The sequence below is a fragment of the Actinomadura sp. NTSP31 genome, assembly GCF_041951385.1.
In the GTDB taxonomy this organism is placed as follows: Bacteria; Actinomycetota; Actinomycetes; order Streptosporangiales; family Streptosporangiaceae; genus Spirillospora; species Spirillospora napierensis.
Genome location: NZ_JBGNUT010000025.1, coordinates 68461 through 81647, shown reverse-complemented (window position 1 = coordinate 81647; position 13187 = coordinate 68461). Strand labels below are relative to the sequence as shown.

Sequence of the window (13187 nt, the reverse complement as noted above, 5' to 3'; positions counted from 1 at the left end):
GGCGACGACACAGGGAAGGATGCCCTGGTGGGTTCCGCGACAGAAAGGCTCACGCGGCTGGCCGACGCGCCGGACCGCTTCGACCACTCCCACGCCGAGCTGCGCGAGACGCAGACGGCCGCCCTCGACGAGCGGTTCCAGGAACGCAAGGGGCGCATCAAGCTGCTCGGCCACCGGGCCGAGGAGTCCGGAGTCACCGAGATCCGCGGTCGCGCGGACGTGGTGCCGCTGCTGTTCCCGCACACCGCCTACAAGAGCTACCCGGAGAGCTTCCTGCTGGAGGAGAGGTGGGACCGGCTCGCCAAGTGGCTGGGCACCGTCTCGCCGTACCCGATCGCTCCCATCGAGACCGCCGGCATCGCCGGCATCGACGACTGGATCACGCGGCTGCAGGCCGAGGGCCACCATGTGTCGTGCTCCAGCGGAACGACCGGAAAGTCGGCGATGCTGCTGGCCTCGGGCCGGGACATGGACTGGACGCGCAAGGACACCGTCAACGTCTTCTCCTGGGGCTCGGGCGTGCGGCCCGCACGGGACCGCCGGATCATCGGCACCGGTGCCGCCGCCGCCGTCCCCAAGAACCTCATCACCGCCGAGGCCCAGCGCGAGGCCTTCGGCGACCCGGCCAAGGAAGCCTTCCGCCCGCCGGTCCCGCCGATCACCGTCGGCTCGCTGACCGCGATGGTGGTGCTGCGCAAGAAGATCGCCGACGGAAGCGCGCTGCCAGAGGAGCTCGCCGAATTCGAGCGGACCTCGCAGGAGCGGCAGGACCTGATGCGGCGGTCGGTCGGCGCCGTGGCCGAAGCCCTCGTCGAGTACCGCGCGGACAAGCTCTACATCGCCGGAATGTGGAACTCGCTGTACCAGGTGGCCGAGGCCGTCCGCGAGATGGGCTACTCGGCGAAGGACTTCCATCCCGACAACTGCCTCTATGTCGGCGGCGGACTCAAACGCGCGAAGCTGCCGGCGGACTACCAGGAATTCGTCCACCGGACGTTCAACATCCCGGCCGACAGGGACTTCCAGAACTACTCCATGCAGGAGCTCAATTCCGGTATGCCCAAGTGCCAGAAGGGAGACCGGTACCACGTGCCGCCGTGGATCGTCCCCTTCGTCCTGGACGAGACGGGCGACACCCTGCTGCCGCACGAGGACGGCGAGGTCGAGGGCCGCGCCGCCTTCTTCGACCTCTCCCTCGACGGACGCTGGGGCGGGGTCATCACCGGAGACAGGATCGCGCTCGACTTCGGCCCCTGCGCCTGCGGGAACAAGGGCCCGTCGGTGCGCAACGACATCGTCCGCTACGCGGACCTCGCCGGCGACGACAAGATCGGTTGCGCCGGCACCGTGGACGCCTACGTGCGAGGCCTGTCATGACCGTGACCCCTGCCCGCCCCGAGAGCACCGACGCGGTCGTGTCCGCGCCGTTCTTCCAGCGCGGCGAGCTCGCCGCGGGCGCCGACACCACCCACAGGTCGCGGGACCTGGGCGTCACCTTCGCGACGCCGCGCCTCGACCTGGACCGGGTGGTGCAGCCGCGCGGCGAGGTGCCGCCGCTGCTGAACGTCCCGCTCACGGAGATCATCGACTTCCTCGTCGAGACCGGCGAGCGGATCCGCGACCCCCGCAACCCCCTCATGCGCGAGTGCGTCGACCGCATGTCGGCCACCCACGTACTGCCGCGCGCGGTGCTGGAGTCGCAGGTCACCGGCGCTGCCGCGTACCTCGACCGGCGGCTGCTGCGGACCGTGGTCGAGCAGAACTTCCCCGACCCGAGGGCATTGGACGAGTGGATCCCGAAGCAGGACTTCACCGGCCGCAAGAGCTACGTGCGGGCGTTCGCGCCCCGGCTCGTCCACGTGCTGCCGGGCAACTCCCCGGGCGTGGCCGTGAAGTCCATTGCCCAGGGCGCGATGGTCAAGGCCGTCAACCTGTTCAAGATGTCGTCCAGCGACCCGTTCACCACGGTCGCGATCCTGCGGACCATGGCCGAGATCGACCCCGGCCACCCCATCGTCCGGTCGATGTCGGCGGTCTACTGGCGCGGCGGCGACGACGCGGTCGAGCGCGTCCTGTACCGGCCCCAGTACTTCGACAAGATCGTCGCATGGGGCGGCGGTGACGCCATCGACAACGTGGTCAAGTACCTCGGGCCCGGCTTGCAGCTGGTCTCCTTCGACCCCAAGACCTCGATCTCGATGGTCGGCCGGGAGGCGTTCGCGTCTGCGGAGACCCTCGACTTGGCCGCCGCGCTCACCGCGTCCGACGTCATGGTCCTCAACCAGGAGGCATGCGTCGCGAGCCGCTTCGTCTACGTCGAGGCGGACGAGGCGGACGCCGACCGCTTCTGCGCGCGGCTGCACGGCCACATCTCGGCGAAGGCGGCGGCGTCCGGCGATGCCCGGCCGCTCGACCGGGACCTGCGCGAGGAGATCGACACGCTGAGGATGCTCGACGACGAGTTCCGGGTCTGGGGGAGGACCGACGGCAGGGGCCTGGTGATCCGCTCCGACGAGCCCGTGGGCTTCCATCCGGTCAACAAGACCGCCAACGTGGTCCGCGTCGACTCGCTCGACCAAGCCGTGAAGTACGTCAACGTGGCGACGCAGACGATCGGCTTCTACCCTTTCGCAAGAATGGCCGACTATCGGGACCGCCTCGCCAGCGGCGGCGCGCAACGCGTCGTCCGCCTGGGCGAAGCCGGCCCCAGCACCATCGGCAACCCGCACGACGCCATGTATCCACTGCACCGTTTCGTCCACTGGATGGCCCATGAGGACGGTGGGGCGGGAGAACGGGAGCAGGAATGACGCGAACGGCCACTGATGTGTGGACGGTGATGTCGACGGCGCGGACGATCCGCCGCTTCACCGACGAGCCGGTCGACGAAACGACGTTGAACCGCTGCCTGCAAGCGGCGGCATGGGCGCCATCCGGTGCGAACGCGCAGGAACGGCGGTTCATCGTGCTCCGGTCGCCGGAGTCGCGCGCCGCGGTCGCGAAGGCGGCGGAGCAGTCGTTGCGCGTGATCGAACCGGTCTACGGGATGACCCGTCCCGATGACCATGACCACAGCCGCCGCGCACGAACCGCCCGGGCGACGTACGAGCTGCACGACCGTGCGGGCGAGTTCACGTCGGTGCTGTTCAGCCAGAAGCGCTTTCCCACGGCGTCCGAGTTGCTGCTCGGCGGGTCGATCTTTCCGGCGATGCAGAACTTCCTGCTGGCGGCGCGCGCGCAAGGGCTGGGCGCCTGCATGACCAGCTGGGCCGCGTACGGAGGCGAGCCGCTCCTGCGCGAGGCCGTCGGAGTGCCCGACGACTGGATGCTCGCCGGGCACATCGTCGTCGGCTGGCCTCGGGGCAAGCACGGCCCGGTGCGTCGCCGCCCCATGGCAGAGGTCGTCTACATGGACCGGTGGGGAGAGCCGACGGACTCCGCCGTCGCGACCGAGTCCCGTGCGCCGGCTCCCGGTCCGCGGCCGGAACGCTAGGCGCTCAGGCGGACCATGGCCGCGTAGAGCTGTTCGCCGGTCAGCGGGGGTTCCGGCAGTTCGTGCCGGTTGGCGGCCCGGAACGCGTCGATCATGAGGTGCAGGTTGCGCCGCCAGGCGTGCGGTGCGGTGTGGCTGGTGGCTTCGAGGATGCGGCCGTTCGCCCAGACCAGGGTGATGATGTCGGCCTCGGTGACGTCCGTGCGCACGTGGCCGTGCTGCTGGGCTCGGCGCAGGTTCGCCTCGATGAGCTGGTACAGCCGCTCGTGCAGCGCCTCGGTGCGCTCGCTGGCCGGGAAGCGCATCGAGACGAGGTCGTTGAACCCGCGGTCGCCGGCCTGCATCCCGAACAGCGATTCGAGGAAGGCGCAGAAGCCCTCCCACGGATCGTCCATGGCCAGGGCGCGTTCGGCGGTGGCGACCAGCTCCTGGACCTTGGGTTCGAAGGCGGCCGTCAGCAGGTCGAGGCGGGTCGGGAAGTGCCGGTAGAGCGTGCCGATCGCCAGGCCGGCGTCGCGGGCGATCCGTTCGAGCGAGGCGTCGGCGCCGTGCTCGGCGAACGCGGCCTGGGCGGCGGCGATGAAGCGCTCGCGGTTGCGCTGTGCGTCGCGGCGCCGCGGTCGGGCGGGAGCACCGGAGGATTCGGCGGGCGGCGGCATGCTTCGAGAATACCTACGTGAGGCATGCCTCATGTTCGTGGTACCGTCGGAATGAACCGGAGGGGTGCCTCACCATAGGGGTCGCCCGACCACCGGAGACGGGAGCACGCAGATGTCCGTGAATCGAGAGAAGATCCGCTTCGCCAGTGGCGACGTCGAGTGCGGCGCCTGGCACTATCCGGGCACGAACGGCGGCTGCGTGGTCATGGCGGGCGGGTTCGCGGTGACCAAGGGGCCGGGCACCGATCCGTTCGCGAAGCGCTTCGCCGATGCGGGGTTCACCGTCCTCGCCTTCGACCATCGCCGTCTCGGGGACAGCGGCGGCAGGCCGCGTCAGGTGGTGCGCATCAAGGACGAGCTCGCCGACTGGCAGGCCGCGATCGGGTTCGCGGCGACGCTGCCGGGAGTCGATCCGGGCAAGGTGGCGCTCTGGGGATTCTCGCTGTCGGGCGGTCACGTCCTGCACATGGCGGCGCGCGACCGGCGGGTCGCCGCGGCGATCGCGCAGACGCCGAACGCCGATTGCCAGGCCATCGTCCGCAACGCCGCGCGACACCAGACGCCGCCGGCCATGCTGCGCCTGACGGGCCGGGGCGTCCTCGACGCCCTCGGCGGTCTGGTCGGCCGGCCGCCGCTGCTGGTTCCCCTCAACGGCGAGCCGGGTACCGTCGCGTTCCTCACCACGCCCGACGCGCTTGATACCGACAAGGCGCTCAACCCCGACAACCGGTACCCGGACTGGCACCAGGCGGCCGCCGCCCGCTTCGCGCTGAGCCTCGGCTTCTACCGGCCCGGCCGCCGCGCGTCCCGGATCACCTGCCCGCTGCTGGTCCTGGTCTGCGACCAGGACCGGTCGGCGCTCGTCGCGCCGTCCGTCGCCGCGGCCGGCAGCGCCCCCCGCGGCGAGCTCGTCACGGTGCCGGGCGGGCACTACCAGCCGTTCCTGAGCGGACACGAGCAGGCCGTCGCGGCCGAACTGTCCTTCCTGCGCCGCCACCTGCTGGATCAGCCGCCGGCCGATTCCTGAGGCATGGCGGCCGCCGCGTCTCCGCCGCTCCCGGTCGAGCGCGACCCTCACGCGACCCGAGCGGACGCCCCGGCCTGAGCCTTATGCGTTGGGCTCGGTGGCGAGTTCGCTGAGGAGGGCTCGGGTGCGGCGGGCCGAGGCGGCGGGGTCGGTGCCGGCGCGGACGATGTTGGCCCAGATGTCGGTGGCTCCGGCGTCCAGGAGGGATTGCAGTTGGGCGCGTACCGAGGACTCGTTGCCGACGATGGCGGCGTCGGCGGGGGACGCGGCGCCGCCGAGTTCGAGGATGCGCTGGTAGTTGGGCATGCCGGCGTAGGCGCCGGCCGTCGCGGCGACCGCGTTGCGGGCTTCGGTGACGTCGTCGTGGACGGCGACGGGGAGCCCGGCGACGATGCGGGGCGCGGGCCGCCCCGCATCGGCGGCCGCGGCGCGGATGCGGGGCGCGATGTGGCCGTCGATCGCCTTGGCCGGCGCCATCCACAGCACGGCGCCGTCGGCGTACTGGCCCGCGACGCGCAGCAGCCTGGGCGACAGGGCCGACAGCAGGACGGGGACGGGGTGGGGGAGGGCGACCATGCTGCCGGCGCTGTGGGCCGTCCAGTCCTCGCCGTCGAAGTCCACGACCTGGCCGCGAAAAAGTGCCGTGAGGATCCGGGTGTACTCCTCGGCATTTCGGCCCGGACGGTCGTAGGACATGCCGTACACGCCGCGGACAACGGACTCGTGGGAGGGGCCGATGCCGAGCGTCAGGCCCGGGCGGCCCATCGTGGCGGCGGCCGAGGCGGCGCGGTTCGCCTGCAGCAGCGGATGGCAGGGGTAGGTCTGCAGGACGGCGGTGCCGAGTTCGATCGTCGAGGTCTCGCGTCCGGCGAGGGCCATGGGGGTCAGCGGGTCGCCGGTCACGATGCTCGCGTACCAGAGCGAGGAGAAGCCGTCGGCCTCGGCCCGCCGCGCCTGCTGGACGATCTTGTCGGGGGTCGACGCGCCGCCGGTCAGGCCGATGCGCATGGGGGTCCCTCCTTGCCGGTGCGCCCCGCGCGGAAGGTTTCGGCCGGGCGGGGCGAGGCACTCGTGGTCATCGCGGGTTCGGGACGCCTCGGTCAGTGGACGACGACGCGGACGCGTCCGAGGTCGGGGATCGTGGCGAAGGGGGTGGCGGTGTCGCCGTCGCGCTGGGCGGTCGCGCGCAGGGCCGGGTAGTAGGTGCCGGGTTCGCGGTAGGTGTGGGTCTGGCGGACGCGCACGTCGGCGCGGGGAGGCCCGAAGGCCGAGGACGTGAACGTCCCGGCGCCGGTGAAGTCCCATCCGGTGGAGACGATCTTCCCGGTGCCGGGCGGGGTCTGGATGGTGGCGGTGAAGGTGACCGGCCTTCCGGCGGGGACGTCGATCCGGTGACGGCCGTCGGCGGTCAGGGTGACGACGGGTTGGACGCCGTGCCGTCGGGCCGCGGTCGCGGGCACGGTGACCTGGCCGCCGGTGACGTCGTAGCGGGTCGAGCGCGGGGGCGGCACGCCCTTTTCGGCCCAGGCGCTGACGTCGCGGAGGGCCTGCTGGAGGATGCCGGTGTAGTCGAGCAGATTGGTCTCGTGGGCGCCGATGTGGTCGGCGTTGTCGTTGTACCAGACGCGGAAGCCGTCGTCGTAGCGGCTTCCCAGGGCCTGCTTCACCTGCTGGGCGTACCAGTCGGCGTCCCAGGGGAAGGCGTCGGTGTCGAGGAGGTTCGCGACCTCGATGACCTTGCCGGTGATCTTTCCGGTGTGGGTGCCGCCGCCGCTGACCTGGCCGGAGATGACGGGGCCGACCTCGAGGGCGCGCTGCGGATAGATCGGTTCGCCGGCGGGGTCGCGGAACTGGTCCCAGGCGGCGAAGCCGGGCCGTGCGGGGACCTGGTGGCGGTGGTAGGTCAGCAGCGCCAGGTTCCAGCGGTTGTCGATGCGCAGCTTGCCGCCCGCGCTGATGGCGTCGAGCGTCTCGGACGAGTTGCCCGTGCCGATGGTGAAGGTCTTGGTGGCGGGGTCGAGTGAGCCGGTGAGTGCGCCGATCGCGGTGCCGTCGGCGCGGTAGGCGGTGAAGTCGAAGCCGGTCTTCTTCGGGTCCGCGGCTGCGCGGTCGAGGGTGATCTTGGTCGGGACGTTGTGGGCGTCGCGCTCTACTCGGGTGATGGCGGCGGTCTGGTCGATCCGGGCGGCGCGGACCAGGTCGCCCAGCGGTGACCGCTCGGTGCCGAGGTAGCCGGGCTTGCTCCAGAAGTCGTCGGCGTAGGTCGGGTCCATGGCGCGGACGGTGCCGGCGAAGCCGAGCAGTCCTTGCGCATCGTCCAGCCCGAGCACGTAGGAGTAGTTCTCCCAGGCCCGCAGCGGGATGCCCATCCGGGTGACCTCGCGCAGCACCGCCTTCTCTGCGCCGGTGAGACCGGCGTACGGGTCGCCGGATCCGCCGGGGCGCACCGCGTCGGCGATCCGCGGTGCCTTGCCGAGCAGCACCAGCCGGGCGAAGGCGCGGACGAAGAAGTTGTTCGGGATCGACGTCGGGACCCCGGGGATGAACGGCACCGCGCCGTCCCACACGCCGGTGGTGTTCTCCATCGCGCCGATCGTCATGTACGAGCCGCCGCTGCCGCCGTAGATGTAGCCGTGGATCCGGCGGGACGAGCGGTAGTACTTCGCGGCGACCGTGCGGGAGAACTTGGCGGCGGCAGCGTCGGCGCGGTAGCCCGAGGTGCCCGAGGTCTGCACGGTGTAGGCGCCGCTGTCGGCCCCGAAGGCGATGGACGGGGGGTCGGCGTTCTCGTTCTGCAGCGGATAGACGAGCTGGAAGAACCTGCCGTCCCAGCGGCTCGCCTGCGGGAGGTAGAGGTTGAACTTGACGCTGGTGCCCCCGAAATGCCCGGACACCTGGTGATGCGGCACCGGGGTGGTCAGGTCCTTCTCGCCGTCGATGACGGGATGGCCGTAGAGCGGGTCGACGCAGTCGGCGGTGACCTGCATCGGGCCGTTGGGCTGCGGCTGGGCGCACTGCGGAGACGGCGCGGCCGATGCCGGCGTGCCCGGCACCATCACCGCGCTGAGCAGGACGGAACCGCCTACGGCGAGCGCGCGAAGCCCGATCATCGGGAGCTCGCCGGGGCCGTGGACGACCAGCGGGATCCGGTCTGCTCCAGGGTCAGCGGGCGCTGGTAGGACAGGTCGCCGGTGTCGCGCGTCCCCTTCAGGTAGCCCTGGTCGGTGAAGAAGGGGGATTTCAGGACGGAGGCGTCCGCGGTGAACATGGCTTCGACGGTGGAGCGGCGCAGCGCGATGCGCCAGCGGCCGTCGCGGCGTTCGAGGCGGTCGAGGTAGCGGCCGTTGATGATCTGGGCGGTGCGCCCGTCCTTGCCGAGCAGGACGACGAGCGAGTAGCTCTCGCAGTGGGCGGTGTCGCCGTCGATGTCACACGAGTGCGTGGTGATGTTGTGCAGGTGGGCGTGCGAGGTCGCGGCGTGCGCGGGGTTGGCCCACTCGGCATAGTCGGTGCCGGAGTTGGTGGTGAAGCCGTGCTCGTCGGTGGCGTCGGGGTGGTAGGCGCTGGTGATGAGGGCGTCGTCGTGGCGGTCGCAGCCGCGCGCGTGGCGGGCGATGCAGTCGAGGATCTCGGCGCGGTCCTTGAGGTACCGCACGTCGCGCCGCAGCGCTTCCAAGTCGTCGGTCATCAGGCCACCGCCTCTTCGCCGACGAGGGTGGTGCGGTGCATCAGCCGCCGGGATGTGGGCTCGAACGGCAGGGCGCGGTGCAGCATTCCGGTGTTGTCCCAGATGACCAGGTCGCCGCGCCGCCACTGGTGGCGTATGACGAACTGCGGCTGGGTCGCCCATTCCAGCAGGCGTTCCAGCAGTGCCCGGCCTTCTTCGCCTGGCAGCTCCACGACCTCGCCTGCGGTGGCGCCGACGAGCAAGGACTTGCGTCCGTTGCCGCGCGTCCAGACCAGCGGGTGGGTGCGGGACGGCACGCGGTCCCAGGCGGCGCGTTCCTTCTCGGAGGGGTCGGGGTTGGCGCGCAGTTGCGCGGCGGCGAAGCTGTGCACCACCGTGAGCCCGTCGAGGCGTGCCTTCTCCGCCTCGGGCAGGGCCTGGTAGGCGAGGAAGGTGCTGGCGAACTCGGTGTCGCCGCCGGCCGGATCGACCTCGCGGGCGGTGAGCAGCGTGGCCTTCTGCGGGATCTGGATGGTGGCGCCGTCGATGTGCCAGTGGAAGTTCCCGCGCCGGTAGCCCGCGAGGGTGGCGTTGGTCTTCGCCGGGTCGAGGGTGATCGTGTCGATCTCGGGACGGCGGTGCTCGCTGGTCCTGGCGACCTCGGGTTCGCCGAGGAGGCGGGTGAACGCGACGAGGTCGTCGTCGCCGATGTCGAGCTCGCGGTAGATCACCACACCGTGCTCGGCGAGCAGCTCCAGGCACCGGTCCGCGGCCTTCCGATGTACCAGCGCCTCGCCGGACGCGCCGGTGATCTCCATGCCGAACGGGTTGAGCGGGGCGAACGCAGCGGTCATCGCACCTCCAAGGTTGTTGTACGACCGTATAAGAATGTATTCCGCCGTTCAAGAGAGCAAGCCTCTCGTCAGACGCCGGCCATGCCCGGGCCCCCATGGACGTAAAGGGTCTGGCCCGAGCAGAAGCTGGAGGCGTCGGAGGCGAGGAACAGGACGCCGTAGCCGATCTCGTCGGGTTCGCCGAGGCGGCCCGAGCCGTTGGTCATCGCGATGGCCTCGGGGTCCAGGCCGTGCCGTTCCGCCTCGTCCAGCAGCGTCGCCGCCCGGACGGCTCCCACGGCGATGGCGTTCACGCGGACGCCCTTGCGGGTCCAGGCCGCAGCCAGCGAGCCGGTGAGGTTGTTCACCCCTGCCTTCGCCGCGCCGTACGGCGCGGCCTGGGGCATGGCGAGCAGGCTCGCTCCTGAGGAAATGTTCACGATCGCGCCCTTGCCCTGGGCGAGCATCGGCTCGGCGGCGGCCCGCGACAGGAAGAACACGCTGCCGAGGTTGAGCGCCAGGACGTGCTGCCACTCCTCGTCGGTCCATTTCATCGGCGACTTGGTCTTTGCGCCGCCCGCGTTGTTGACGAGGATGTCGAGCCGACCCATCTCGCGAAGGGTGATGTCGACGAGCCGCCGGCATTGGTCGGGGTCGCTGACGTCGGTCGGCACGGCGAGGGCACGCCTCCCCAGCGCCCGGATCTCCTTCGCGGTGGTTTCCAACGGTTCCGGACGGCGCGCCGCCAGCACGACGTCGGCGCCGTGCTCGGCGAGCACCAGCGCCGTGCCGCGGCCGATCCCGGTGCCGCCGCCGGTGATGACGGCCACCCGGCCGTCCAGGGAGAACCGGTCGCTCATGTCACTGCACCTCCGTTGACCCCGATGACCTGGCCGGTGATGTAACCGGCCTCGTCCGAGCACAGGAACGCGCACATCGCCGCGATGTCGTCGCCGGTGCCGAGCCGCCGCGCCGGGATCATGCGGGCCAGCACCTCGGAGCCCGGCAGCAGCTTGGACTTCTGCGCGGCGCGCAGCAGCGGCGTGTCGACCGTGAACGGCGGGATCGTGTTCGCGGTGATCCCTTTGGCTGCGTACTCCAGCGCGACCGTCTTGGTCAGGGCGATAACGCCGCCCTTGGACGCCGCGTAGTGCGCCTGGCGCAGCGAGCCGGTCTGGCCCGCCGCCGAGGAGATGGTGACGATCCGGCCCCAGCTCTCGGCCGTCATGTCGGGGATCGCCGACTGCAGGCAGTTGAAGGTCCCGGTGAGATTGACGGCGATCGTGCGGGTCCAGTCGCCGGAGGTGACCTGCTCGAAGGGCAGGAATCCGGAGACGGCCGCGCTGGTGACCAGGATCCCGACCGATCCCAGCGCGGCGCGCACCTCGTCGAAGGCCTTGTCGACCGCGACCCGGTCCGCCACGTCGACCTGGACGGCGACCGCCCGGTGCTTCTTCCCGCGCAGTTCGCCGGCCAGGCGTTCGGCGGCGTCGCCGTCGAGGTCGAGGACGGCGACGGGCCGGTCCTGGCGGGCGAGGTGCTGGCAGATCGCCCGCCCCAGCCCGGAGGCGCCGCCGGTCACCACCGCTGTACGACTCACGTCGTTCCTCCGTTTCCACGGCCGGCCCTTTCCGAGCCGAAACGCGTGTGCTATACGAATGTATAGCAAGAGACTATACGACCGTACAACACCGGCTCGAGGGAGAAACAGTGAGCGACGACGGCCTGTACTACGACCCCTACGACGTCGACATCGACCGCGACCCGTACCCCACCTACCGGCGGCTGCGGGACGAGGCGCCGCTGTACTACAACGAACGCCACGACTTCTGGGGACTGAGCCGCTTCGCGGACGTCGACGCCGCCCTGAAGGACGTCAAGCGGCTCAGCTCGGCCAAGGGCGACATCCTCGAGGTCGTCAAGGCCGATCCGGTCATGCCGCCCGGGGTGTTCATCCACGAGGACCCGCCGCAGCACACCGTCCACCGCGCCCTGGTCTCGCGAGCTTTCACACCGCGGCGGATGAGAATGGTGGAGGAGAAGGTGCGCGCATTCTGCGTCGCATGCCTCGAACCGTTCACCGGCTCGGACAGATTTGACTTCGTGACCGATCTCGGGGACGAGCTGCCCATGCGGGCCATCGGCATGCTGGTCGGCATTCCCGACGCCGAGCAGCCGAAGGTCCGCGACCACGCCCAGCGCAACCTGCGCAACGAACCCGGCCGGCCGCTGCCGATCAACAAGGAGCAGTACTTCGACGGCGGCATGTACGCCGAATACGTGGCGTGGCGGGAGAAGAACCCCTCCGACGACCTCATCACCGAACTGCTCGGCGTCGAGTTCGAGGACGTCGACGGCACCGTCCGCAAGCTGTCGAAGGACGAGATCGTGACGTTCCTGACGGTGATCGCCGGCGCCGGCGTCGAGACCACCGGGCGCCTGTTCGGCTGGATGGGCAAGGTCCTGGCCGAGCACCCCGGCCAGCGCCGCGAACTGGCCGCCGACCGGTCACTCATCCCCAACGCGATCGAGGAGCTACTGCGCTACGAACCACCCGGCCCGCACGTCGCGCGCTACGTCGCCGAGGACGTGGAGTACCACGGCACCAAGGTCCCGGCGGGGTCGGCGATGCTGCTCATGGTCGCCTCGGCCAACCACGACGAGCGCCGCTTCGAGAGCCCCGACCGCTACGACATCCACCGCACCATCGGCACGTACGTCACGTTCGGGCACGGCGCGCACTACTGCCTGGGGGCCGCGCTGGCCCGCATGGAAGCACGCGTCGCCCTCGACGAGATCCTGAACCGCTTCCCCGACTGGGAGATCGACATGGCCGGCGCTCGCCGCTCGCCCACCACGACCGTGCGGGGCTGGGACACGATGCCCGCGATCATCGGCCAGAGGTGACCCCGTGTGGGCGCGCTCAGCCGCGCCCGCCCTCCGGCTCCGCCGAGTCGAGGAACTCCTCGAACTCCTTCACCACCTCGGCGTGCGCGGACGCGATGCCCACGCCCTCCTCCAGCCGGATCAGCTTCGGTATGCCGGTCACCAGGAACAGCAGCGTCCCCTGCGACAGGGGCCCGAGGGTGACGGGCCGCTTGCGGACCGCCTCGTCGAGCGCCTCGACCTGGAGCCGCCGTACCCGCTCGGTCCACTCGGTGATCTCCGCGCGGATCGACTTGCGGTGGTTGCCGAGAGCGAGGAACTCGGTGGTGAGCGCCGCCGCGGACTCCTCGCGGCTGTAGTCCCACAGGACGTGCAGCGGCTGGTCGGCGCGGGTGCGCAGCGCCTCGGCCAGCTTCTCCAGGTTCTGCTGCGACCGCCGCCGGACGGCCGCGACGAACACCTCGTCCAGCGTCGGGAAGTAGTACTGGACCAGGCCGGGAGTGACCCCCGCCTTGGCGGCGATGGCGCGGTAGGTGACGCTGGCGTAGCCCGCCTCCAGCATCAACCGTTCGACGCAGTTGAGGATGAGATCCCGCGTCTTGGATGTCTCGGTGCCCACGCG

General features: G+C 70.8%; 13 protein-coding genes. 5 read left to right on the top strand and 8 right to left on the bottom strand.

What is annotated here, in order from left to right; genetic code table 11:
• Window positions 1-27: 27 nt before the first annotated feature.
• Genes ACA514_RS34190 through ACA514_RS34180 form a run of 3 tightly spaced genes read left to right on the top strand, consistent with a single transcriptional unit; the run spans window position 28 to window position 3493 of the window.
• The gene (locus ACA514_RS34190; protein WP_375045393.1) at window positions 28-1377 is read left to right on the top strand and encodes a hypothetical protein; all 1350 of its coding nucleotides are present in this window, start codon (window positions 28-30) and stop codon (window positions 1375-1377) included.
• Entirely contained in the window at window positions 1374-2810 is a 1437-nt protein-coding gene (locus ACA514_RS34185) for an acyl-CoA reductase (RefSeq protein ID WP_375045392.1), read from the top strand. The genes ACA514_RS34190 and ACA514_RS34185 overlap by 4 nt, the downstream gene beginning before the upstream one ends.
• On the top strand, window positions 2807-3493 hold the full coding sequence (locus ACA514_RS34180) for a nitroreductase family protein (RefSeq protein WP_375045391.1): 687 nt from the start codon (window positions 2807-2809) through the stop codon (window positions 3491-3493). Before ACA514_RS34185 ends, ACA514_RS34180 begins: the two co-directional genes overlap by 4 nt.
• Here ACA514_RS34180 and ACA514_RS34175 read toward each other — a convergent pair.
• Window positions 3490-4152: a TetR/AcrR family transcriptional regulator gene (locus ACA514_RS34175; RefSeq protein ID WP_375045390.1), complete on the bottom strand. Its 663-nt coding sequence runs from the start codon at window positions 4150-4152 to the stop codon at window positions 3490-3492. The two genes, ACA514_RS34180 and ACA514_RS34175, sit on opposite strands and share 4 nt — an antisense overlap.
• Before the next feature lie 112 nt (window positions 4153-4264).
• Between ACA514_RS34175 and ACA514_RS34170 the strand changes: the two genes are divergently transcribed.
• Window positions 4265-5179 (top strand): alpha/beta hydrolase, encoded by a 915-nt coding sequence (locus ACA514_RS34170; RefSeq protein ID WP_375045389.1) that lies wholly within the window; start codon window positions 4265-4267, stop codon window positions 5177-5179.
• Window positions 5180-5260: 81 nt separating this feature from the next.
• Here ACA514_RS34170 and ACA514_RS34165 read toward each other — a convergent pair whose 3' ends face one another.
• From ACA514_RS34165 to ACA514_RS34140, 6 genes are all read right to left on the bottom strand, one after another.
• A complete protein-coding gene (locus ACA514_RS34165; RefSeq protein ID WP_375045388.1) occupies window positions 5261-6187 on the bottom strand; it encodes a TIGR03564 family F420-dependent LLM class oxidoreductase in 927 nt (308 codons plus the stop codon).
• Between the two features lie 92 nt (window positions 6188-6279).
• A complete protein-coding gene (locus ACA514_RS34160) occupies window positions 6280-8289 on the bottom strand; it encodes a PKD domain-containing protein (protein ID WP_375045387.1) in 2010 nt (669 codons plus the stop codon).
• Window positions 8286-8867 carry a nuclear transport factor 2 family protein gene (locus tag ACA514_RS34155; protein ID WP_375045386.1) on the bottom strand — a complete coding sequence of 194 codons (582 nt, stop codon included), beginning with the start codon at window positions 8865-8867 and terminating at the stop codon, window positions 8286-8288. The genes ACA514_RS34160 and ACA514_RS34155 overlap by 4 nt, the downstream gene beginning before the upstream one ends.
• Window positions 8867-9700 carry a TauD/TfdA dioxygenase family protein gene (locus ACA514_RS34150; protein WP_375045385.1) on the bottom strand — a complete coding sequence of 278 codons (834 nt, stop codon included), beginning with the start codon at window positions 9698-9700 and terminating at the stop codon, window positions 8867-8869. Before ACA514_RS34150 ends, ACA514_RS34155 begins: the two co-directional genes overlap by 1 nt.
• 68 nt (window positions 9701-9768) lie before the next feature.
• Window positions 9769-10539: an SDR family NAD(P)-dependent oxidoreductase gene (locus ACA514_RS34145; protein WP_375045384.1), complete on the bottom strand. Its 771-nt coding sequence runs from the start codon at window positions 10537-10539 to the stop codon at window positions 9769-9771.
• Window positions 10536-11279: an SDR family NAD(P)-dependent oxidoreductase gene (locus tag ACA514_RS34140; RefSeq protein ID WP_375045383.1), complete on the bottom strand. Its 744-nt coding sequence runs from the start codon at window positions 11277-11279 to the stop codon at window positions 10536-10538. Before ACA514_RS34140 ends, ACA514_RS34145 begins: the two co-directional genes overlap by 4 nt.
• A gap of 110 nt (window positions 11280-11389) precedes the next feature.
• On the opposite strand from ACA514_RS34140, the gene ACA514_RS34135 reads away from it, so the two are divergent.
• Window positions 11390-12586 (top strand): cytochrome P450, encoded by a 1197-nt coding sequence (locus ACA514_RS34135; protein ID WP_375045382.1) that lies wholly within the window; start codon window positions 11390-11392, stop codon window positions 12584-12586.
• A 16-nt stretch (window positions 12587-12602) separates the two neighbouring features.
• Here the strand turns inward: ACA514_RS34135 and ACA514_RS34130 are convergent, their stop codons facing one another.
• Window positions 12603-13184 carry a TetR/AcrR family transcriptional regulator gene (locus ACA514_RS34130; RefSeq protein WP_375045381.1) on the bottom strand — a complete coding sequence of 194 codons (582 nt, stop codon included), beginning with the start codon at window positions 13182-13184 and terminating at the stop codon, window positions 12603-12605.
• Window positions 13185-13187: the final 3 nt, after the last annotated feature.